The 20,731-nt window shown below is 47.1% G+C and carries 27 protein-coding genes and 8 pseudogenes; 16 read left to right on the forward strand and 19 right to left on the reverse strand.

Annotated elements, in window-relative coordinates; genetic code table 11:
• Positions 1–184: 184 nt before the first annotated feature.
• The 4 genes and pseudogenes from ACQGXV_RS25350 to ACQGXV_RS25365 all read left to right on the forward strand — a co-directional run.
• Positions 185–508, forward strand: a pseudogene (locus ACQGXV_RS25350) (transposase); the annotation flags it as partial.
• 171 nt (positions 509–679) lie between these two features.
• Positions 680–1,045 (forward strand): IS630 transposase-related protein, encoded by a 366-nt coding sequence (locus ACQGXV_RS25355; RefSeq protein ID WP_440863579.1) that lies wholly within the window; start codon positions 680–682, stop codon positions 1,043–1,045.
• On the forward strand, positions 969–1,502 hold the full coding sequence (locus ACQGXV_RS25360; RefSeq protein ID WP_440862665.1) for an IS630 family transposase: 534 nt from the start codon (positions 969–971) through the stop codon (positions 1,500–1,502). The genes ACQGXV_RS25355 and ACQGXV_RS25360 overlap by 77 nt, the downstream gene beginning before the upstream one ends.
• Before the next feature lie 14 nt (positions 1,503–1,516).
• Positions 1,517–1,843, forward strand: a pseudogene (locus tag ACQGXV_RS25365) (transposase); the annotation flags it as partial.
• Here ACQGXV_RS25365 and ACQGXV_RS25370 read toward each other — a convergent pair.
• Together ACQGXV_RS25370 and ACQGXV_RS25375 are read right to left on the reverse strand one after the other, a co-directional pair.
• On the reverse strand, positions 1,780–2,709 hold the full coding sequence (locus tag ACQGXV_RS25370; RefSeq protein ID WP_440863580.1) for a transposase family protein: 930 nt from the start codon (positions 2,707–2,709) through the stop codon (positions 1,780–1,782). The pseudogene ACQGXV_RS25365 and the gene ACQGXV_RS25370 overlap by 64 nt on opposite strands.
• 83 nt (positions 2,710–2,792) lie before the next feature.
• Positions 2,793–3,224, reverse strand: a pseudogene (locus tag ACQGXV_RS25375) (IS5 family transposase); the annotation flags it as partial.
• Between the two features lie 212 nt (positions 3,225–3,436).
• On the opposite strand from ACQGXV_RS25375, the gene ACQGXV_RS25380 reads away from it, so the two are divergent.
• The 3 genes from ACQGXV_RS25380 to aroG all read left to right on the forward strand — a co-directional run bounded on the left by ACQGXV_RS25380 (position 3,437) and on the right by aroG (position 6,318).
• Positions 3,437–4,153 (forward strand): DUF554 domain-containing protein, encoded by a 717-nt coding sequence (locus ACQGXV_RS25380; RefSeq protein WP_440863581.1) that lies wholly within the window; start codon positions 3,437–3,439, stop codon positions 4,151–4,153.
• A gap of 167 nt (positions 4,154–4,320) precedes the next feature.
• Positions 4,321–5,049, forward strand: coding sequence for a nicotinamide riboside transporter PnuC (gene pnuC / locus ACQGXV_RS25385; RefSeq protein ID WP_440863582.1), 729 nt, complete (start codon positions 4,321–4,323; stop codon positions 5,047–5,049).
• Between the two features lie 213 nt (positions 5,050–5,262).
• The gene (gene aroG / locus ACQGXV_RS25390; RefSeq protein ID WP_440867608.1) at positions 5,263–6,318 is read left to right on the forward strand and encodes a 3-deoxy-7-phosphoheptulonate synthase AroG; all 1,056 of its coding nucleotides are present in this window, start codon (positions 5,263–5,265) and stop codon (positions 6,316–6,318) included.
• A 451-nt stretch (positions 6,319–6,769) separates the two neighbouring features.
• On the opposite strand, the gene ACQGXV_RS25395 is transcribed toward aroG, so the two are convergent.
• The 3 genes and pseudogenes from ACQGXV_RS25395 to ACQGXV_RS25405 form a co-directional block, all read right to left on the reverse strand.
• Entirely contained in the window at positions 6,770–7,162 is a 393-nt protein-coding gene (locus tag ACQGXV_RS25395; RefSeq protein WP_440863583.1) for a hypothetical protein, read from the reverse strand.
• 204 nt (positions 7,163–7,366) lie between these two features.
• Complete coding sequence (gpmA, locus tag ACQGXV_RS25400; RefSeq protein WP_222160048.1) at positions 7,367–8,119, reverse strand: 2,3-diphosphoglycerate-dependent phosphoglycerate mutase; 753 nt, start codon at positions 8,117–8,119, stop codon at positions 7,367–7,369.
• A 207-nt stretch (positions 8,120–8,326) separates the two neighbouring features.
• A pseudogene (locus tag ACQGXV_RS25405) lies at positions 8,327–9,155 on the reverse strand (efflux RND transporter permease subunit); the annotation flags it as partial.
• Positions 9,156–9,214: 59 nt separating this feature from the next.
• Between ACQGXV_RS25405 and ACQGXV_RS25410 the strand changes: the two are divergent.
• Positions 9,215–10,059 (forward strand): IS5 family transposase gene (locus ACQGXV_RS25410; RefSeq protein ID WP_440863584.1). Its coding sequence is split into 2 segments (ribosomal slippage): positions 9,215–9,560 and positions 9,560–10,059, totalling 846 coding nucleotides; the frame shifts between segments, so codons are not numbered across the junction.
• On the opposite strand, the gene ACQGXV_RS25415 is transcribed toward ACQGXV_RS25410, so the two are convergent.
• Positions 10,056–10,199 (reverse strand): hypothetical protein, encoded by a 144-nt coding sequence (locus ACQGXV_RS25415; RefSeq protein ID WP_440867840.1) that lies wholly within the window; start codon positions 10,197–10,199, stop codon positions 10,056–10,058. The genes ACQGXV_RS25410 and ACQGXV_RS25415 overlap by 4 nt on opposite strands.
• A 62-nt stretch (positions 10,200–10,261) precedes the next feature.
• Here ACQGXV_RS25415 and ACQGXV_RS25420 point away from each other — a divergent pair, with 62 nt between their 5' ends.
• The 5 genes and pseudogenes from ACQGXV_RS25420 to ACQGXV_RS25440 all read left to right on the forward strand — a co-directional run.
• Positions 10,262–10,663, forward strand: a complete 402-nt coding sequence (locus ACQGXV_RS25420) for a transposase (RefSeq protein WP_440863585.1) — start codon at positions 10,262–10,264, stop codon at positions 10,661–10,663.
• Between the two features lie 28 nt (positions 10,664–10,691).
• Positions 10,692–10,850 (forward strand): helix-turn-helix domain-containing protein, encoded by a 159-nt coding sequence (locus ACQGXV_RS25425; protein ID WP_440863586.1) that lies wholly within the window; start codon positions 10,692–10,694, stop codon positions 10,848–10,850.
• 180 nt (positions 10,851–11,030) lie between these two features.
• Complete coding sequence (locus ACQGXV_RS25430) at positions 11,031–11,270, forward strand: IS630 transposase-related protein (RefSeq protein ID WP_440867346.1); 240 nt, start codon at positions 11,031–11,033, stop codon at positions 11,268–11,270.
• Complete coding sequence (locus ACQGXV_RS25435) at positions 11,194–11,748, forward strand: IS630 family transposase (RefSeq protein WP_440867224.1); 555 nt, start codon at positions 11,194–11,196, stop codon at positions 11,746–11,748. Before ACQGXV_RS25430 ends, ACQGXV_RS25435 begins: the two co-directional genes overlap by 77 nt.
• Positions 11,749–11,779: 31 nt before the next feature.
• A pseudogene (locus ACQGXV_RS25440) lies at positions 11,780–12,352 on the forward strand (IS30 family transposase); the annotation flags it as partial.
• A gap of 41 nt (positions 12,353–12,393) precedes the next feature.
• On the opposite strand, the pseudogene ACQGXV_RS25445 reads toward ACQGXV_RS25440, so the two are convergent.
• A pseudogene (locus tag ACQGXV_RS25445) lies at positions 12,394–13,186 on the reverse strand (efflux RND transporter permease subunit); the annotation flags it as partial.
• 87 nt (positions 13,187–13,273) lie between these two features.
• Between ACQGXV_RS25445 and ACQGXV_RS25450 the strand changes: the two are divergent.
• Entirely contained in the window at positions 13,274–13,948 is a 675-nt protein-coding gene (locus ACQGXV_RS25450; RefSeq protein WP_440863587.1) for a transposase family protein, read from the forward strand.
• Positions 13,949–14,068: 120 nt separating this feature from the next.
• Positions 14,069–14,317 carry a transposase family protein gene (locus ACQGXV_RS25455; RefSeq protein ID WP_440863588.1) on the forward strand — a complete coding sequence of 83 codons (249 nt, stop codon included), beginning with the start codon at positions 14,069–14,071 and terminating at the stop codon, positions 14,315–14,317.
• On the opposite strand, the pseudogene ACQGXV_RS25460 reads toward ACQGXV_RS25455, so the two are convergent.
• The 6 genes and pseudogenes from ACQGXV_RS25460 to ACQGXV_RS25485 all read right to left on the reverse strand — a co-directional run.
• Positions 14,314–14,883, reverse strand: a pseudogene (locus ACQGXV_RS25460) (IS256 family transposase); the annotation flags it as partial. The gene ACQGXV_RS25455 and the pseudogene ACQGXV_RS25460 sit on opposite strands and share 4 nt — an antisense overlap.
• 11 nt (positions 14,884–14,894) lie before the next feature.
• Positions 14,895–15,143, reverse strand: coding sequence for an IS630 transposase-related protein (locus ACQGXV_RS25465; protein WP_440863589.1), 249 nt, complete (start codon positions 15,141–15,143; stop codon positions 14,895–14,897).
• A gap of 140 nt (positions 15,144–15,283) precedes the next feature.
• Entirely contained in the window at positions 15,284–15,469 is a 186-nt protein-coding gene (locus ACQGXV_RS25470) for a hypothetical protein (protein ID WP_440863590.1), read from the reverse strand.
• A gap of 162 nt (positions 15,470–15,631) precedes the next feature.
• Entirely contained in the window at positions 15,632–16,297 is a 666-nt protein-coding gene (locus ACQGXV_RS25475; RefSeq protein WP_440863591.1) for a TolC family protein, read from the reverse strand.
• 69 nt (positions 16,298–16,366) lie between these two features.
• Positions 16,367–17,272 (reverse strand): tyrosine-type recombinase/integrase, encoded by a 906-nt coding sequence (locus tag ACQGXV_RS25480; protein ID WP_440867609.1) that lies wholly within the window; start codon positions 17,270–17,272, stop codon positions 16,367–16,369.
• Positions 17,273–17,325: 53 nt separating this feature from the next.
• Positions 17,326–17,904 carry a transposase family protein gene (locus ACQGXV_RS25485; RefSeq protein ID WP_440863592.1) on the reverse strand — a complete coding sequence of 193 codons (579 nt, stop codon included), beginning with the start codon at positions 17,902–17,904 and terminating at the stop codon, positions 17,326–17,328.
• A gap of 58 nt (positions 17,905–17,962) precedes the next feature.
• Between ACQGXV_RS25485 and ACQGXV_RS25490 the strand changes: the two genes are divergently transcribed.
• Positions 17,963–19,101, forward strand: a protein-coding gene (locus ACQGXV_RS25490; RefSeq protein ID WP_440863593.1) for an IS3 family transposase whose coding sequence is annotated in 2 segments (ribosomal slippage) — positions 17,963–18,200 and positions 18,200–19,101 — 1,140 coding nt in all. Because the reading frame shifts where the segments join, the coding sequence is not laid out codon by codon here.
• Between the two features lies 1 nt (position 19,102).
• Here ACQGXV_RS25490 and ACQGXV_RS25495 read toward each other — a convergent pair.
• The 6 genes and pseudogenes from ACQGXV_RS25495 to ACQGXV_RS25520 all read right to left on the reverse strand — a co-directional run bounded on the left by ACQGXV_RS25495 (position 19,103) and on the right by ACQGXV_RS25520 (position 20,580).
• Positions 19,103–19,228, reverse strand: coding sequence for a transposase family protein (locus ACQGXV_RS25495; RefSeq protein ID WP_440863594.1), 126 nt, complete (start codon positions 19,226–19,228; stop codon positions 19,103–19,105).
• Between the two features lie 192 nt (positions 19,229–19,420).
• Entirely contained in the window at positions 19,421–19,636 is a 216-nt protein-coding gene (locus ACQGXV_RS25500) for a hypothetical protein (RefSeq protein ID WP_440863595.1), read from the reverse strand.
• Between the two features lie 84 nt (positions 19,637–19,720).
• Positions 19,721–19,885: pseudogene (locus ACQGXV_RS25505) on the reverse strand (phage integrase Arm DNA-binding domain-containing protein); the annotation flags it as partial.
• The gene (locus ACQGXV_RS25510) at positions 19,863–20,105 is read right to left on the reverse strand and encodes an excisionase (RefSeq protein ID WP_440863596.1); all 243 of its coding nucleotides are present in this window, start codon (positions 20,103–20,105) and stop codon (positions 19,863–19,865) included. The gene ACQGXV_RS25510 and the pseudogene ACQGXV_RS25505, both read right to left, overlap by 23 nt.
• Positions 20,106–20,120: 15 nt before the next feature.
• Positions 20,121–20,267 carry a hypothetical protein gene (locus ACQGXV_RS25515; protein WP_440863597.1) on the reverse strand — a complete coding sequence of 49 codons (147 nt, stop codon included), beginning with the start codon at positions 20,265–20,267 and terminating at the stop codon, positions 20,121–20,123.
• Positions 20,268–20,418: 151 nt separating this feature from the next.
• Positions 20,419–20,580, reverse strand: a complete 162-nt coding sequence (locus ACQGXV_RS25520; RefSeq protein ID WP_440863598.1) for a protease FtsH-inhibitory lysogeny factor CIII — start codon at positions 20,578–20,580, stop codon at positions 20,419–20,421.
• Positions 20,581–20,731 lie beyond the last annotated feature (151 nt).

Raw genomic sequence — 20,731 nt, forward strand, 5'->3', positions numbered from 1 at the left:
TGTCGGCTAATTCTGATTTATTCAACAAAGCCATAAGCGTGTTGCTTAATAGTGAAATAAGGGTGTTTCGGTGATTGAAGTAAATTTTACGCTGTTCTGAGATGGAAATTCCAAAGACCGGCGCTAAGAACCTATCCCAAAAGGAATTGTCAGTTAATAAGTAATGGCAATTTCTGAGGGAAGTATGGCAAGCAATAAGTGGCAGATCAGCGATGAACTCTGGGGGAAAATGGTTCCGTTGCTCCCGGAACACAAAACCCACCATCCGCTGGGTACGCATCGCAGGCGGGTTGATAATCGTGCCGCAATGAACGCCATTCTCTTTGTGCTCAGAACGGGTTGCCAGTGGAATGCCCTGAATGCCACCGGGATATGCTCGTCAAGCTCCGCTCACCGCCGCTTCCAGGAGTGGCGGGATGCAGGAGTTTTTGAACGGTTCTGGCAGAACGGGTTGCTGGCCTGCGAGCAGCTGGATGCTATCGACTGGTCATGGCTGTCGATAGATGGTTTGATCCGGCCCAGAGATCGTGGACACGCTGTTAAGTGAGTAAAATTGCTGACAGAGGTGGAAAATGACTCAATCGAACGGTCGTAAAATGAGCAATAATCGCTATCCGGACGAGTTTCGGGAGAATGCTCTGCTATAGCTAAACGACTTAATTTTGATTACATTATTTAAATGAGCTATTCAATTGATTTTAGACGTAAAGCGATATCTACACGGAAAAACGAAGGGTTGAGTATCCGAGAAACAGCGAAGCAATTTCGGATTGGCCCTGCCTCTGTATCGCGTTGGATTAATCAAATAGAGTCAAAAGCATCGACCACGCGTCAGCGAAAGATCGATAAATCCGAGTTGATAAAAGATGTTGAACAATATCCAGATGCTTACCAAAAAGAACGTGCAGAGCGTTTTGGCGTTTGTCAGAAGGCCATTTGGCAAGCGCTTAAAAAGCTGGGATTGACCTATAAAAAAAACTCTACGTCATCCGAAAGCCGACGAAAACGCCCGGCAGGGATTTCAACAAAAAAAACAACAGTATGAAAAAGAAGGTAAACCTATTGTTTTTATTGATGAAAGTGGTTTTTCACACGATGCCCCACGGACTCACGGCTATTCCCCAAAAGGTCAACGGTGTTTTGGCCTGAAGAACTGGGGAGCTAGGGGAAGAACAAATGTTATCGGCGCTTTATTAGGCACAACGCTGTTTGCTATCGGATTATTTGATATCAATATTAACAGCGATGTTTTCTATGCCTGGGTCACACAAGTCCTTATCCCAGTACTCCCTAAAAACAGTGTAATCATGATGGACAATGCCACTTTTCACAAAAAACATAATATTCAACAAGTCATCATCGATGCAGGGTATATGGTGGAGTATTTGCCTACATATTCGCCAGATCTTAACCCAATTGAGCATAAATGGGCACAAGCAAAAAGCAAAAAAAGAGAGATGGGTTGCGATACAGAGAGTTTGTTCTCAGTCCATATGGTGTAATCAAAATTAAGTCGCTTGGCTATACTCTCGACGCCCTTCAGACGGGCAGACCCGGCAGAAAGCTCCGCCTCTGTCTGGACAAAGGCTATGAAGCCGGATGGCTGGAGGCCTGTCTGAAAAATCGTCGTTACGAACCTCATATCCAGTCAAGGAAAGAGGAGTCGGAAGCCATCAAAAACACGGATTTTAAAGCTCACCGCTGGGTAGTGGAGAGAACTCACAGCTGGATGAATCGCTTTCGTCGGGTTCTGACTCGCTGGGAGAAGAAAGTCGAAAATTATGAGGCGATGCTGCATTTTACCTGCGGCATCATTGTCTGGAATAAAATCCTATTGGGATAGGTTCTAAGGAGTAAGAAGGTATCATCAATAAAGGGTCTACGATTCCGTAAAATTTGGGTCATGCAACCGAGGCGCTTGATACCCGCGATGGCGTGTTCAACTGTAATACGGATGCCCGAGATTATTTTATTTTCTTGTTTTTGTTCAGGCGATAAAGGTCTTTTTCGAGTTCCTTTTTTTGGGATTTGTGTATTAGGATGCTGTTTATCTATACCTTGAAAACCGGTATCTGCCCAGATGGTTACCTCAGGAGGAATATGGCGAATTATATCGACTTTATCGAGTAAGCGTTTATCGTGACGGCGCCCATTTTTGCTCATGGGGATAAATCCAATTTGCCTTGTTTCGTCAGTCATAATAAGCCCTTTTCGAGTGGTCTGTCTTTTCTTTCCCGAATACATTTTTTTTCGCCGACGCAGATTCTTAGGCTTTTGGACAGGTCGCTCTGTCCCATCAATAAAGACGTCTTTAACTCCAGGAAAGGCGCGAAAAAATTCCTCAGCAGAGCGAATTTGACGAGCGGGCAAAACACATTCTCGCCCCAAGGTCATCTCTAAAACCGGCAATAATATTTTTACCCAGCGACATACCCGTGTTCTATCTAAACCAAAAAGAAGTCCTTGCAAATCATAGGTCGGATAACATTTTAAATACAATAAAATAAAAAGCAGTTTATCTAATGGGGTTGGGATAAATCCTTTCTGCCCTGCACCCATCTGCCGCTCGTGATCTTTTCGATTCTTTTTCCGATAAATCAAATAACAAGCTGAAAATTCAGCGGCTAAATTTTTCAATTCTTCGACTGATAATCCAATGATTGCTTTACATAAACGATTATCTCGTAACAACCGCTCTTTGTTGATCATTTCAAACCTTTATTCTCTAAGTTAAACCTCTTTTTATTCTCAATAGCCTGACAAAAAATGCAAGTCTCTATTCAGCAACTAGTTTTTCGTCTGTCAGCCCCATGCTGCCTGACTTTCCATTCACCTTCGCCAAAGACCTTCAGACCGGTACTGTCGATGACCAGATGCGAGATTTCACCACGCGTTGGCGTTTTTATGCTGATACTGACGGTTTTTGCCCGCCGACTGACCAGAGAGTAGTCCGGGCAGCGCAGTGGCAGGCTCATCAGTGTAAAAACCGAGTCGACAAAGCCCTGTAATGCCCGGAGCGACAGGTTAAACACGCGCTTTATCATCAAAACCGTGGTAACAGCCATATCGGTGTAGTAAAGCGGCCGACCACGACCTTCAGGCGAAGCACTGTCAGTCCATGCAGCGATGGCCGACTCATCAAGCCAGACCGTCAGGGAGCCGCGTTGTCTGAGTGCTTTGTTGTAGGTGGGCCAGTTGGTGATTTTAAACTTTTGCTTTGCCATGGGGAGCTGCTATCGGGAGCGATGATAGTGCTCTGATCCGGCGATCCCCTGAAAGTTCGATTTATTCAACAAAGCCCACGCTTATTGCATCCTGCCGGGGTCTGGTGGGAGTATAGTAGGTTCTTTGTATTTTTCTGCCCGCTGTGATTACCGGGGCAAACCCACTGAAGTCTCGTTATCAGTAATACGCAGATGTGGGTGTAAGGAGTATTATGATTGGTCCTCTGATTAACGGTTCTGCCATTATTATTGGCGGCCTACTGGGTATTTCCCTGAGTCGTTTTATTCCCCAGCGTCTTCGCGATGGTCTCCCCCCTGCGTTTGCCATGATCTCCATTGCGATGGGAATAACCTTGGTTATCAAGGTGCATCAGTTGCCAGCGGTCGCGCTGGCGGTGGTGCTGGGGGTTGCCTTGGGTGAACTGCTGAAATTGGAGCACGGTATACAACTCGCCGGCATCTGGATCCAACGGGTGTTAAGCCGTGTTCTGCCACCGCCTCGGCACAAACTGCCGGCGGATGTGTATACCCAGAATTTTACGGCTCTAATCGTGCTGTTCTGTGCCAGCGGCACGGGCGTGGTTGGTGCGCTGACGGAAGGGCTGACGGGTGACTATCAACTGCTGATTATCAAATCGGCACTGGATGTGTTCACTGCGCTGATTTTTTCTATCACGCTCGGCGCGGCAGTGATTTCAATCGCGGTACCGCAATTTATGGTTCAGGCGCTGTTATTTTTTTACGCGCAATTGATCATGCCGTTTATGAATGACATCACCATGGGGGATTTTGCAGCCTGTGGCGGCATTATCATGATGGCGGTAGGGCTGCGTATCGCGCAGATCAAAATGTTCGCCGTGGTGAATTTCTTGCCTGCGCTGTTGTTTATCATCCCTCTGTCGATTTATTGGCATCGCTGGTTCGGTTAGTTTTATATTCGCTAAACAAAATAAGATAATTGAACTTATTACTCATTATTTGTTTAGTATGTAAAACATTAAGTGCCTTCTTGCTAACCTGCTGCTACCATATATCCCGTTTGGGAGTCTGGCAGATGCAGGATTTCCTCATTTGACGATAAACATGGGGTGGCAAGATGGACTTTTTCAGAACCAGCAACATTTTGATTCATATCCCGTTCGGCGCGGGTGGGTACGATCTTTCTTGGATTGAAGCCATCGGCGCACTGTGCGGCCTGCTCTGTATCTGGCTTGCCAGCCTGGAAAAAACCATCAATTATCTGTTTGGTTTGATCAACGTCTCGCTGTTTGCCGTTATTTTTTTCCAGATTCAGCTTTATGCCAGCCTGCTGCTGCAAATCTTTTTCTTTGTGGCCAATGTCTATGGCTGGTATGAGTGGACACGGCGCACGGAACAGCAGGATATCGCCTTGAAAATACGCTGGCTGCCTCTCCCCAGATTGCTTGTCTGGTCAGCGCTGGGTGCACTTGTGATTGGTTTGATGACGGTCTACATCGATGCGGTGTTTGCCGCGCTGTCAGGGGTTGCGGTGACGGTGATGCAGAGCATGGGCGTGCAGGTGACTATGCCGACATTACAGCCAGATGCCTTTCCCTTCTGGGATTCCAGCATGATGGTGCTCTCCATGATAGCCATGGTCCTGATGACGCGTATGTATGTGGAGAACTGGATTTTGTGGGTTGTGGTTAACGTTATCAGCGTGGTGATCTTCACCTACCAGGGGGTTTATGTGATGGCGTTGGAATACCTGATTTTGACGGGTATCGCCCTCAACGGCACCTGGCTGTGGATCAAGAAAGCGCGCCAGCATCCAACGCCCTCGTACCTACAGCGTAGAGCGTAAAGTGCACGTTGGAAAACGCGGTGTAGCGTTCAGCTAACAGCATTTTATCGCGTAAAATAACGCGATATTGTTGTGGGTACGCCATACGCTTGACTTATCATTTGTGCGCTGCTATATGAACAGATCGGTTTTTAAACGCTAGGGTAATCGCCCTGCAACCGTTTCCTATTAGCAAGATGTGGCATGTTCTGCGCAAGCATCGATGGATGAATGATGAATTACCAAAATGATGACTTAAGAATTAAAGAGATCAAAGAGTTATTACCCCCTGTCGCGCTGCTGGAGAAATTTCCGGCTACCGCGCGTGCGGCAGAAACGGTCTCATTTACCCGCTCGGCAATTCACAAGATTCTGCATGGCACTGACGATCGTCTGCTGGTGGTGATTGGTCCGTGCTCGATTCATGATACCAAGGCTGCTAAAGAATATGCCGCCCGTTTGCTCACGCTGCGCAACGAGTTGAGCGATGATTTAGAAGTGGTGATGCGTGTCTATTTCGAGAAACCGCGTACTACCGTGGGTTGGAAAGGACTGATTAACGATCCGCACATGGATAACAGCTTCCAGATTAACGATGGATTGCGTATCGCCCGTCAACTGCTGGTGGAAATCAACGATAGCGGGTTACCTGCTGCGGGTGAGTTTCTGGACATGATATCGCCGCAGTATCTGGCAGATCTGATGAGCTGGGGCGCCATCGGCGCACGCACTACGGAATCGCAGGTGCACCGCGAATTGGCTTCTGGCCTCTCGTGCCCGGTTGGTTTCAAAAATGGCACCGATGGCACGATTAAAGTGGCAATCGATGCTATTAACGCCGCGAGTGCGCCGCACTGCTTCCTGTCGGTGACCAAATGGGGTCACTCTGCCATCGTCAACACCAGCGGCAACAACGATTGCCACATTATTTTGCGTGGTGGAAAGGCGCCGAATTACAGTGCCGAGCACGTTAGCGCCGTTAAGGATGGGTTGGAAAATGCCGGGCTGCGTCCGCAGGTGATGATCGATTTCAGTCATGCCAACAGCAGCAAACAGTTTAAGAAGCAGATGGACGTGGGCGCTGATGTGTGCGCGCAGATCGCTGGCGGTGAACGTGCCATCACCGGTGTGATGGTGGAAAGCCATCTGGTGGAAGGCAACCAGAACCTGGAAAGCGGTGAGCCGCTGGTTTATGGCCGCAGTGTGACAGATGCGTGTATCGGTTGGGAAGATACTGAAACGCTGCTGAGAGCTTTAGCTGAAGCCGTCAAAGCGCGGCGCGTTAAATAAGAAAACGACAGCATGCTGTTTTCTTATGATTTTCGATGCTGTGCATAATGCAAAATAATATGCTTGCAAAGCAATGTATCGAATCAGCCCTATTACCACACAGTATAATGAGCCTCCCATATTGATAATGTGGGAGGCTATTTGGCCACTAGTGGATTAAGAACAGCATTAACAGGTTATTGGTGTGATTCTGAAAACAATATCAATGCCTCAAGGTCACCATGTATTATTGAGGTGGGTAGCTCTGTTTCCTATACTTATATAACGCCATGCGGCTTTGTTGAATAATTTAAGATGCTGATTTATATAAGCATTATAAAATTTCAACGACTGATTTTTCCTCTCGGAATGCTTTTTATTGTGCTAACTATTTGATTTGTCGTTCTAACAAAATACATTCTCTGTAAATGCATTCTAACTAAAGAAGATGTAAATCAAACGGTTAAATTATTCAACAAAGCCACGCCATGCTCTCGGTAGTGGCATAAAGAAGCCCATTTCGCGCTGATGTATTGTTTGCAGTACTAGCGATATTGTCTTTTAAAATAAACAGTAATGACGCCTGTGTCGACGGTGATGTTGATGTCGGTGGCATAGCATACGGTGATTGAGTTGTCGTAGCCCCTATGCCAAGGCGTTCATAATTCCAAGGTGATGATGATTTGCAATGTCTTGATGACTGACGCATATCTTCATTCATTATGCTGACAATACAGTTGACAATGTGTTTAAAAGGGGGAACACTGGCGTCGGTATTTTTGGCTTCACAATGATGCGTAACCGAGGGTAGCGCTTTTAGTGTTGAAGATTGGCTAACTTCATGATCGTTTCTTATATTCATCATCACTCCTGATGTCAATTTTAGGGCGTGTCGCCGCTAACCATTGCTAGTCTTCACTATCGAGTGACAAATATCGATAAAAAATAGCGCCTTATCGATGCAAAGGCAGGAATTCCGATGGCGCTTTGTTGAATGTTACATAAATCTACAAAGGAATAAAAAAACCAGCGAGCGACGGGTTTTTTATTACTGCAATTCAAACGTTACTTATTTAGCTTTGCCCTGATTGGCAACAGCCGCGGCTTTTGCTGCGATTTCGTCAGCGTCACCCAAATAGTAGTGTTTGATCGGCTTGAAGTTTTCATCGAACTCATACACCAAAGGTACGCCCGTTGGGATGTTCAGCTCGAGGATTTCGTCTTCGCCCATGTTGTCCAGGTATTTCACCAGCGCACGCAGGGAGTTACCGTGTGCAGCGATGATAACGCGCTCACCGCTCTTGATACGTGGCAGAATGGTTTCGTTCCAGAACGGTACAACGCGTTCAATGGTCAGCGCCAGACTTTCGGTCTGCGGCAACTCAGCATCAGTCAGAGAGGCGTAACGCGGATCGTGGCCAGGGAAACGCTCATCTTCGCGGGTCAGCGCCGGCGGAGTGATAGCAAAACCACGACGCCATTGTTTAACCTGGTCATCACCGTATTTTTCTGCGGTTTCTGCTTTGTTCAGACCCTGCAACGCGCCGTAGTGGCGTTCGTTCAGTTTCCAGCTCTTTTCCACCGGCAGCCAAGCCTGATCCAGCTCGTCCAAGATGTTCCACAGCGTGTGAATGGCGCGTTTCAGCACAGAGGTATACGCGAAATCGAAGGAGAAACCTTCATTTTTCAGCAATGTACCAGCGGCTTTGGCTTCTGAGCGGCCCTTTTCGGACAGGTCAACATCGTACCAGCCTGTGAAGCGGTTTTCATTGTTCCACTGGCTTTCACCGTGTCTCACCAGTACCAGCTTAGTTACAGCCATAGCTAAACTCCTTCATTCCTAAGATTTCAGTGATAACTGATCTCATTATATTGCTGCGCTGCAATTAACGGCAATCAATAGTCACCGATAAACCTGATTTATCTGCATTAACTTTGCTCATTATCACGTTATCGCTTGCTCGTTTCAGCTCACAGCAATAGCCTGTCGGCCCAAGATGAGTATGGACCGACATTACGGGATTGCCACTCAGGCGCTATCGCCTCGCTTACGGTGTGTCAGCAGGTAGAACGCGGGGATCACCAGCATTGAGAGCAGAGGGGCGGTTACCATGCCGCCCACCATCGGTGCGGCAATACGTTGCATCACCTCCGCCCCGGTGCCGCCGCCCCACATGATAGGCAATAGTCCGGCCATGATGGTGGCGACCGTCATCACTTTAGGCCGCACGCGCAACACGGCACCTTCATGAATAGCCTCGCGCAACAGGGGTAATGCCAGTGTTTCATCAGCGTGTTGACGTTTTTCAATGGCGTGATTGAGGTATAACACCATGATAACGCCGAACTCGGCCGCCACCCCGGCAAGCGCAATAAAGCCCACCGCCGCCGCCACCGATAAGTTATAGCCCAGCAGATAAAGCAGCCATACGCCGCCAATCAGCGAGAAGGGCAAGGTGCCCATGATCAATAGCGCATCCTTTACCTTGCTGAACGTTATAGCCAACCGACTTAAAAATGATTACATCCTATGCCCTGATATGCGGCAAAGAAGCATAGCTGGCTGTTATCAAAATAATGTCGCTTGGCTATACATAGAGCAGAATAAAAATAATCAGCAGTGTGAACGGTAATACCACTTTGAGTTTGGCCGTTGCGCGCTCCAGATACTCAAATTGCCCCGACCAAATCAGCGATACGCCTTCCGGTAATTTCACCTGTTGTTCAACCGCTCGTTGCATATCCTGTACCGCAGATTTCAAATCGCGGCCGCGAATATCGACGTAGATCCAATCCGAAAGACGCGCGTTTTCACTTTTCAGCATGGGCGGCCCATCGCTGATGCGAATATCGGCTAGGCTGTGTCCCTTAATTGCTTGAGCTATAGCATCCATCTGTTTCTAAGACACTTTGGATTATGGCTCGCTACGATCTTTCTGATGAAGCATGGGCAATCATTGAGCCCTTGTTACCAACCGTTTTGACATCTCCGCAGGCAGGCCGGCCATGGGCAGAACATCGCAAAATCGTCAACGGCATGTTCTGGATACTGTGTTCAGGTGCCCCATGGCGTGATTTACCTGAACGTTACGGCCCATGGAAAACCGTTTATAACCGTTTCAATAGATGGTCAAAGTCTGGAGTTATTAACATTATTTTTAATAGGTTACTTTCATTTCTTGATGCTCATGGACTTGTTGACTGGTCAGCCATTGCGCTGGATGGCAGCAATATCCGTGCGCTCAAATGTGCGGCTGGCGCTCAAAAAAACATCCCGATATTACCAACGATAACAGCCTGGGTCGCTCACGAGGTGGTTATGGCACCAAAATCCACATGGCGACTGACGGAAGCGGCATCCCGCTAAATATCGTACTGAGTGCTGGGCACGCTCACGAAAGCCTGTTCGCGTTACGACTCCTGGACGGCATTGGCGTGCAACGGCGGAACGGTAGCATGAAGCGTCGTGGTCATGCGGTACTGGCTGACAAAGCCTACTCTGGCAATGCACTCCGTAACGAGTTGAAAAGAAAAGGGATAAGAGCGGTTATTCCCCGAAAATCAAATGAAAAACTGGCTTCAGATGGACGCTCACAACTTTATCGTAATGCTTATCGCCGTCGCAACGTTGTAGAAAGATGTTTTGGCCGTTTAAAGGAATATAGACGGATTGCCACACGTTATGAAAAAACGGCAAGAAACTATCTAGCAATGGTGAAATTGGGCTGCATCCGCTTGTTTTACGCCCGGTTACGTAATTAAGGGACACAGCCTAGCTCCGAGAGTGAAATTTGTCCACCACTTGCGGTAATCACTGGCAAATTCTTGAGTTTTTGCAGCGAATCGCGGATCTCGCGCGGGCAGCGCAGGTTGATGCCCCATTCCCAGTCGAAATGCAACAAAGTGACCCACTGGCCAGACCCGGATAAAATCACCGTTCTGGCCCTACTGGAGATCCCGTTGCATGCAGGGAAAACATCTGACTCACAAAGAGCGGTTCTACATCGAAAAACGGCGTGGTGATGGGGTTAACCAGGCCACCATCGCCCGGGAACTGGAGCTTCCTCGTTCTACCATCAGCAGGGAGCTCAGACGCAATACCGACGCCGCTTTCAACGGGGTCTATTCCTGCAGAAGGGCCGAAACGTTGGCCAGAGGGCGGCGGCAGAAAACTCGGCCGGACAGCGTGATTAACCAGCTTGAACCGCACATTCAGGACTTTATCAGAACGGCGCTGTCTACCCACACCTCACCTGAGGTCATCAGTGGGCGCCTGGTCCTGGAATTTGGCCTGTCCGTCAGCAAGAACTCGCTCTATCGCTATATCCAGCAGGAGCGCCGGGCCGGCGGTGAGCTGTATAGCTAAACGACTTAATTTTGATTACATTATTTAAATGAGCTATTCAATTGATTTTAGACGTAAAGTGATATCTACACGGAAAAACGAAGGGTTGAGTATCCGAGAAACAGCGAAGCAATTTCGGATTGGCCCTGCCTCTGTATCGCGTTGGATTAATCAAATAGAGGCTTTGTTGAATAATTTAAGATACTGATTTATATAAGCATTATAAAATTTCAACGACTAATTTTTCCTCTCGGAATGCTTTTTATTGTGCTAACTATTTGATTTGTCGTTCTAACAAAATACATTCTCTGTAAATACATTCTCTGTAAATGCATTCTAACTAAAGAAGATGTAAATCAAACGGTTAAATTATTCAACAAAGCCTCAAATAGAGTCAAAAGCATCGACCACGCGTCAGCGAAAGATCGATAAATCCGAGTTGATAAAAGATGTTGAACAATATCCAGATGCTTACCAAAAAGAACGTGCAGAGCGTTTTGGCGTTTGTCAGAAGGCCATTTGGCAAGCGCTTAAAAAGCTGGGATTGACCTATAAAAAAAACTCTACGTCATCCGAAAGCCGACGAAAACGCCCGGCAGGGATTTCAACAAAAAAAACAACAGTATGAAAAAGAAGGTAAACCTATTGTTTTTATTGATGAAAGTGGTTTTTCACACGATGCCCCACGGACTCACGGCTATTCCCCAAAAGGTCAACGGTGTTTTGGCCTGAAGAACTGGGGAGCTAGGGGAAGAACAAATGTTATCGGCGCTTTATTAGGCACAACGCTGTTTGCTATCGGATTATTTGATATCAATATTAACAGCGATGTTTTCTATGCCTGGGTCACACAAGTCCTTATCCCAGTACTCCCTAAAAACAGTGTAATCATGATGGACAATGCCACTTTTCACAAAAAACATAATATTCAACAAGTCATCATCGATGCAGGGTATATGGTGGAGTATTTGCCTACATATTCGCCAGATCTTAACCCAATTGAGCATAAATGGGCACAAGCAAAAAGCAAAAAGCAAAAAGCAAAAAGCAAAAAAAGAGAGATGGGTTGCGATACAGAGAGTTTGTTCTCAGTCCATATGGTGTAATCAAAATTAAGTCGCTTGGCTATATCAGCAGCTCCCTCATCGGGGTAAACGGTATAACTATCAGACCGATGAGAACAAACGCGGTCCTATTCCCAACCGTGTTGGCATTGAGCAGCGGCCGGCCGTTGCTGACCTCAAGCAGGAACCCGGGCATTTCGAGATTGACACCATCTTTGGCAAAGATCAGAAATCATTCCTGCTGACGGTGGTCGATAAAGCCGTCAAGCTGGTCATCATTCGCAAACTGCCCAACAAGCGAGCAGAGACAGTGGTAGCGGCCTTCAGGGACATCGTTGCCAATACCTTCTGCGAGTTTAAAACCCTGGCTGCTGACAACGGTTCTGAATTTTCCCAGCACGGGGAAATTACAAAAGTCACGGGGGCACCGGTCTACTTTGCCCGGCCATATCATTCCTGGGAACGCGGGTTGAATGAGCATACCAACGGGCTGATACGGCGTTTTTACCCGAAGGGAACGGACTTCAATTATGTCACCCATCGCAAGGTTGCAGCACTCGAACACCTGCTCAATACGCGAGGCCGAAAATCGCTGGGTTATCGTTCTCCAAATGAGGTATTTTTAACGCACTTACAGGCGGCATAATGCCCTACCGTTTTGTTGCGTTTCGACTGGGAATGGGGCGAGGGATAACGTTCGCGCCCCTCAATGGTTTCACCAATATTTTCACCGCCGACCACCACAGACACGATGGATTGCAGTTCTTTTACCGACACGCCATAAGGCGCGGCCTTGGAGCGATCGATATCAATATCGATATAGCGCCCACCGGCCAGACGCTCCGCCAGTGCAGAAGTGACACCGGGAACGCCGCGCACTACCTGCTCAATCTGCTCGGCCACGGCTTCGATTTGTGCAATATTACTGCCGTTCACTTTGATGCCCACCGGGCTTTTGATCCCTGTCGCCAGCATATCCAGTCGGTTGCGGATGGGGGGAACCCAGATATAGCCAAGCGACATTATTTTGATAACAGCCAACTATGCTTCTTTGCCGCATATCAGCGCATAGGATGTAATCATTTTTAAGTCGGTTGGCTATATTGGCAATCCCCGGTACTTTAACAATGCTTTCGAGTTCACTGACCAGTTTGTCCATGGTCATGCCGGGCCGCCACTGATCTTTGGGCTTAAAGCGTATCGTGGTTTCGATCATGGTCAACGGTGCGGGGTCGGTGGCGGTTTCTGCCCGTCCGGCTTTGCCGAACACCGTGTCTACTTCTGGCACGGTTTTGATGAGTCGGTCGGTTTGTTGCAATAACCGTCCGGCTTCCCGGGCGGAAATTCCCGGCAGGGTGGAGGGCATATAGAGCAAATCGCCTTCATCCAATGCGGGCATGAACTCGCTGCCCAAGTGGGAAAGCGGGTAGAGCGTGGCGAGCAACAGGGCCGCGGCGACTGCCAGCGTCACTTTCGGCCACTAAACTAGTTGCTGAATAGAGACTTGCATTTTTTGTCAGGCTATTGAGAATAAAAAGAGGTTTAACTTAGAGAATAAAGGTTTGAAATGATCAACAAAGAGCGGTTGTTACGAGATAATCGTTTATGTAAAGCAATCATTGGATTATCAGTCGAAGAATTGAAAAATTTAGCCGCTGAATTTTCAGCTTGTTATTTGATTTATCGGAAAAAGAATCGAAAAGATCACGAGCGGCAGATGGGTGCAGGGCAGAAAGGATTTATCCCAACCCCATTAGATAAACTGCTTTTTATTTTATTGTATTTAAAATGTTATCCGACCTATGATTTGCAAGGACTTCTTTTTGGTTTAGATAGAACACGGGTATGTCGCTGGGTAAAAATATTATTGCCGGTTTTAGAGATGACCTTGGGGCGAGAATGTGTTTTGCCCGCTCGTCAAATTCGCTCTGCTGAGGAATTTTTTCGCGCCTTTCCTGGAGTTAAAGACGTCTTTATTGATGGGACAGAGCGACCTGTCCAAAAGCCTAAGAATCTGCGTCGGCGAAAAAAAATGTATTCGGGAAAGAAAAGACAGACCACTCGAAAAGGGCTTATTATGACTGACGAAACAAGGCAAATTGGATTTATCCCCATGAGCAAAAATGGGCGCCGTCACGATAAACGCTTACTCGATAAAGTCGATATAATTCGCCATATTCCTCCTGAGGTAACCATCTGGGCAGATACCGGTTTTCAAGGTATAGATGGCTTTGTTGAATAATTTAACCGTTTGATTTACATCTTCTTTAGTTAGAATGCATTTACAGAGAATGTATTTTGTTAGAACGACAAATCAAATAGTTAGCACAATAAAAAGCATTTCGAGAGGAAAAATTAGTCGTTGAAATTTTATAATGCTTATATAAATCAGTATCTTAAATTATTCAACAAAGCCGGTATAGATAAACAGCATCCTAATACACAAATCCCAAAAAAAGGAACTCGAAAAAGACCTTTATCGCCTGAACAAAAACAAGAAAATAAAATAATCTCGGGCATCCGTATTACAGTTGAACACGCCATCGCGGGTATCAAGCGCCTCGGTTGCAGAGTCTGTAAAGAATTTCGTGTAAATGGCTCCATCGCTTAACCGGAAATCCGATCTCCATACATCAACATGAATTGGCTCATAGCCGGTTTCCAGTCTCTGATTGGTAGGGTCCATTTAGCCGAGATATTATGCAAGGCTAGATAGAATAATTTTAGCACCGAGTCATCCGTTGGAAATATTCGTCGCGTTTTCGTTATCTTGCGCAATGAAGCATTTAACGACTCTATCGCGTTGGTGGTGTAGATAACCTTGCGGATCTCCGGCGGAAAATCAAAAATGACGATGAGACGTTCCCAATTATTTCTCCACGATGGGCTGATCGTCGGGAACTGCTCATCCCATTTGTCCGCGAAGGCATCCAGGGCCTCTTCAGCGCCCTCTAGCGTTGCGGAACTATAGATAGTGCGGAGGTCAGCAGCAACGGCTTTACGCTCTTTCCAGCCGACGTAGCGCAGCGAGTTCCGCACCTGATGCACGATGCAGAGCTGTACCCGCGTATGCGGGTAAACAGCTTCAATGGCATCAGGAAAGCCCTTCAGGCCATCGCAGCAGGCGATGAAGATGTCCTGTAGCCCACGATTTTTCAGTTCTGTCATTACAGATATAGCCAACCGACTTAAAAATGATTACATCCTATGCCCTGATATGCGGCAAAGAAGCATAGCTGGCTGTTATCAAAATAATGTCGCTTGGCTATATCGATCTTTCGCTGACGCGTGGTCGATGCTTTTGACTCTATTTGATTAATCCAACGCGATACAGAGGCAGGGCCAATCCGAAATTGCTTCGCTGTTTCTCGGATACTCAACCCTTCGTTTTTCCGTGTAGATATCACTTTACGTCTAAAATCAATTGAATAGCTCATTTAAATAATGTAATCAAAATTAAGTCGTTTAGCTATACCTTCTTACTCCTTAGCGCCGGTCTTTGGAATTTCCATCTCAGAACAGCGCAAAATTTACTTCAATCACCGAAACACCCTTATTTCACTATTAAGCAACACGCTTATTGTTTTGTATCCTGCGGTAATAGCTTTGTATCCTGAGGGATCAAATAACGAATAGCGGCCCAACTGGCAGCGAGCGCTTTTTGCGCGTTGATCTGTTCAATTTCGCTGTTCAGCAGCGCGCGTCTGGCATCAAGGTTTTCTGCCAGTCCGCTGCTGCCAGTGCGATATTCTGCATCCAGCAATGGCTTTGTTGAATAATTTAACCGTTTGATTTACATCTTCTTTAGTTAGAATGCATTTACAGAGAATGTATTTTGTTAGAACGACAAATCAAATAGTTAGCACAATAAAAAGCATTCCGAGAGGAAAAATTAGTCGTTGAAATTTTATAATGCTTATATAAATCAGTATCTTAAATTATTCAACAAAGCCTCCAGCAATTTGAGCCGTGAGCGTTGCAGCGGGATCACCTCATTGGCCTGACGGTCGTAGATGGATTTCGCAGCCTGATACTGTGCGATAAGCGCATCCAGTGCGGCCTGGTGCGCACGCGTCAGTAAGGTCAACTGATCGTTGGCTTCATAGGTTCGGGAGAGATCGGCTGCGTAATCTTTATCCTGCCGCTGTGATTTGAATAAGGGCAGGTCGACCGTCAGCATCACGCCGCCCATATCCTCTAACCCATCGGCCCGCTTGCCATAGTACACTTCCACACCGACATCAGGAATGGCGGCAACGGCGGACTGCGCTGATTTTGCCTTGGCGGCATCCGCTTCGCGCGCGGCTTGAATGATTTCCGGGTGCTGCTTGATGGCATCAATCAACGCACTCTGGCTGGCGGGAAGTCGGGTGATGACGGGGAAATCGCCGCTGACGCGCGTAATGTCCACTCCAGTCAATTGTTTGAGCCGGGAACGCGCCACCGCCACGTCGCGTTTAGCGTTATCCAATTGATTTTTCATTTCATTGACAGTGAGTTGCAGCGCCAGAACGCTGCTCGCGCTGTTGCTGCCGCTCGCGACCCCGGCTTTTTGCATGCCAAGCTGCCACTGTGTGTCGCACAGCGGCATTGAAATATCACCCTTTTCATTCAGTGAGTTACAAACAATCGATCGAAATTACTCGAAATTCGATCGAAATTATTCAATCTGCTTCCATTCAGCCCCCCGGTCATCGCGGTACCTATCTGTCATGGCAGAGCTTTTGTGACCTAACAATTTTTGTGCAGATTCTTTCCCTTTCTCATCGGTGTAGAGACGCGCTGACAAACTTCTGATTTCATGAAATGAGGGAGGTTTGCGTTCCCATATTAATCCTGATATACGACGCGCCTTCAAAAAAGCGGCAGATATCGTTTTTGCGGCAAATTGCTTGTGTTTAGCGTCTGCTACGATATGTGCTACCCCGTTGTTTAATCCCCTGAACTGGTTCAATACATCAGCAAGGCATAAATTGAGGCAGTCGATGCGGGTTGTCTGGGAGAACGCCAGCATCGTGCCTGTTTTTGCCTGCTTGATGTAAAGGCGCCCGTCTTTGAAATCCTCCCAGCGTAGCGCCTGTATATCCCCTAAACGTTGACCGGTGACTAAAGCAAGGTCAAGACAGGGCCCAACCCATGCGGGTAATGTATCCGCTGCCTTGCGTATAAGTCTCCACTCATCCAGCGTTATACGCTCCCTCTTAATGTCCACCCGCTGATTACGCGTAACCTCGGCTGGATTGCTTTTGAGTAGCCCATCAGCAATCGCTTCACGAAACAGGTCAAGCAGCAATGCTCTGATGCGGTTCGCCATTGTCACTTTCCCCGCTTTTACCCACTGATTCAGGAACGAGGCAATGTCTTTGGTTTCTACTTTCTGAAGAGCAACTTCGCCTAAATGGGCGTTAACGGCTTTCAGGTATTTATGGTACTCGCTCATCGTTTTCGGCTTGAGTTTCCGTCCTTCGAGTATCGTCAGATAGCGTTCAGTCCATTCGCTAACTGTGGTCGCCTGTGTGCCGTTGATGCGGTCAACGAGCGGTGATGGTTTTGATGAGCCATAAATTAAGCGTGTTGCTTAATAGTGAAATAAGGGTGTTTCGGTGATTGAAGTAAATTTTACGCTGTTCTGAGATGGAAATTCCAAAGACCGGCGCTAAGGAGTAAGAAGGTATCATCAATAAAGGGTCTACGATTCCGTAAAATTTGGGTCATGCAACCGAGGCGCTTGATACCCGCGATGGCGTGTTCAACTGTAATACGGATGCCCGAGATTATTTTATTTTCTTGTTTTTGTTCAGGCGATAAAGGTCTTTTTCGAGTTCCTTTTTTTGGGATTTGTGTATTAGGATGCTGTTTATCTATACCTTGAAAACCGGTATCTGCCCAAATGGTTACCTCAGGAGGAATATGGCGAATTATATCGACTTTATCGAGTAAGCGTTTATCGTGACGGCGCCCATTTTTGCTCATGGGGATAAATCCAATTTGCCTTGTTTCGTCAGTCATAATAAGCCCTTTTCGAGTGGTCTGTCTTTTCTTTCCCGAATACATTTTTTTTCGCCGACGCAGATTCTTAGGCTTTTGGACAGGTCGCTCTGTCCCATCAATAAAGACGTCTTTAACTCCAGGAAAGGCGCGAAAAAATTCCTCAGCAGAGCGAATTTGACGAGCGGGCAAAACACATTCTCGCCCCAAGGTCTGTAGTGGTTGAATAATCAGGACACTAAACTTACATCCAAAACGGAGGTGTTTAGTGAACCATAAACGACAATTTACCCCTGAGTTTAAAAAGGAAGCCGTTGCCCTGGTAACAGAGCAGGGCTATACGATAGCCAGGGCAGCAGCATCGCTGGGCATAAGCAACAAAACCCTGCATACATGGGTCTCGCTGGCACGCGAGCAGAGCAACGGCGTACTCAGCGATGATGAACGTGCAGAGTTAAAACGGTTACAAAAGGAAAACAAAGAGTTACGTACAGAGAAGGAGATACTAAAAAAGGCGAGTGCCTTCTTCGCGAAACATATGTGGTGAGATACCGGTTCATTCTCGACAATGCCACTGACTTCAGCGTTCGTACACTCTGTCGGGTCATGCGTGTGACGGCCTCTGCCTGGTATGCATGGCGAAAAAAGCCCGCCGAACCGCTGCAAAAAGACGTGGAGGTCCGGGTCAGGTTAAAGGCGCTGTTCGCCGCCAGCAGGCAGGGAGCAGGAAGCCGGACGCTGGTCAAAAGGCTTCGTGGAGAAGGCATCATAATCAGCCGCTGGCGGGTGAGGAAACTCATGCAGGAAGAGGGGCTGGTCTGCCGACAGCGCCGGACTTATAAGGTCACGACAAAACCCCGCCCGGGTGCAGAGGTGGCCCCAAACCTGCTGAACCAGAATTTTAACCCGCCGGGGCCAAATCAGGTGTGGGCGAGTGACATCACGTATCTGAAGACCGGTGAAGGCTGGCTGTATCTGGCGGCTATTATGGATTTGTACTCCCGGCAGATAGTGGGCTGGCAGGTGGACAGACGGATGACCTCATCGCTGGTCTGCGGGGCCCTGATGAAGGCATATAACCTGCGAACTCCCCCGCCGGGCCTGGTGGTGCATACGGACAGGGGGGCGCAGTACACGGGACAACGCTTTCAGGCGCTGCTGAGCAGCTACAGGCTGAGGAGCAGTATGGGAGACGTGGGTGCCTGCTGGGATAATGCGGTGATGGAGCGCTTCTGGGGCAGTCTGAAACATGAATGGTTGCTGCTGGTACCCCAGCCAACACGGGCTTACATGGAGCAGGATGTGGCGACGTATATCCGCTACTACAACCTACACAGGCATCATGCCGCTAACGGGGATCTGTCTCCGGTGCGTTATGAACAAATGGCTGAGAAAAAAGTGTCCTGATTTACTTGACCAGTGCAGTCATCTCTAAAACCGGCAATAATATTTTTACCCAGCGACATACCCGTGTTCTATCTAAACCAAAAAGAAGTCCTTGCAAATCATAGGTCGGATAACATTTTAAATACAATAAAGGCTTTGTTGAATAATTTAACCGTTTGATTTACATCTTCTTTAGTTAGAATGCATTTACAGAGAATGTATTTTGTTAGAACGACAAATCAAATAGTTAGCACAATAAAAAGCATTCCGAGAGGAAAAATTAGTCGTTGAAGTTTTATAATGCTTATATAAATCAGTATCTTAAATTATTCAACAAAGCCTACAATAAAATAAAAAGCAGTTTATCTAATGGGGTTGGGATAAATCCTTTCTGCCCTGCACCCATCTGCCGCTCGTGATCTTTTCGATTCTTTTTCCGATAAATCAAATAACAAGCTGAAAATTCAGCGGCTAAATTTTTCAATTCTTCGACTGATAATCCAATGATTGCTTTACATAAACGATTATCTCGTAACAACCGCTCTTTGTTGATCATTTCAAACCTTTATTCTCTAAGTTAAACCTCTTTTTATTCTCAATAGCCTGACAAAAAATGCAAGTCTCTATTCAGCAACTAGTTTATTGCCATATTGGCAGCTATGGCTTGTGTAATGGCCTCCTGTCGATGGCGGCCCAGGCCATACTCTTTTCCGGTGCGAGGATCACGGTAGCAAAAATAGCCGCCATTGCGCGGTTGCAGGTTTGGCGGCAAATCGCGGTTCTTATGGCTTCTCCGGCGTGCCATGTTTTATCCTCGATAACAGGGCGGGATGAAGGTAAGTTGATGAGCTAAGGTTTTTATTCTGGGTGAGCTTGCAGGCATTTTCGTCAACCAGATACTCGCGCCCATCTCGTATCGGTGCGGGAAAAATCATTCCGCTCCTGACCAATCGCCTGACGGTTTCCATAAAGCGCGGACGGGGTTGCCGCCGATTCCACTCGGATAAGGTGATGTATGCCATCATTGACCTCTGCTAAAATTAAGCCGCTGCGCCGTTCGTCATGACGGCGAGCAGGTGGGGGAATGACCAATCTAAGAAATGCGGTGATGCAGGTGATTTCAGGCTGTAACAGGCTTTGTTGAATAATTTAAGATACTGATTTATATAAGCATTATAAAATTTCAACGACTAATTTTTCCTCTCGGAATGCTTTTTATTGTGCTAACTATTTGATTTGTCGTTCTAACAAAATACATTCTCTGTAAATGCATTCTAACTAAAGAAGATGTAAATCAAACGGTTAAATTATTCAACAAAGCCGCTGTAACAGCCTTGATTAACGTACTGATGCAGGTCGTAGAGGCTTGCCTTGCTGTTCGAGGATATCGATAAGCTTTCGGTATCCCTTTTTCAGCCACTTAACCCATTTATCCAGGTGGGTTTCTTCCGGGTGATGGCTTCCCATGAGGGCAGCATGACCCGCGAATGCATAATTCATGGGTGCTATATGAACGCATCCCGTTTGCAAAGCATTCGTGGTGTTGACATTGACGGTAGGTTGCAGCTCTATATTCGGCCTTGTTGCAGCCGCTGCTGCGGGCCTCGATGAGATTCGCTGACTCACACCTCATTCTCCTGGCGAGCTTTAA

Source organism: Symbiopectobacterium purcellii (assembly GCF_052050035.1).
In the GTDB taxonomy this organism is placed as follows: Bacteria; Pseudomonadota; Gammaproteobacteria; order Enterobacterales; family Enterobacteriaceae; genus Symbiopectobacterium; species Symbiopectobacterium purcellii_A.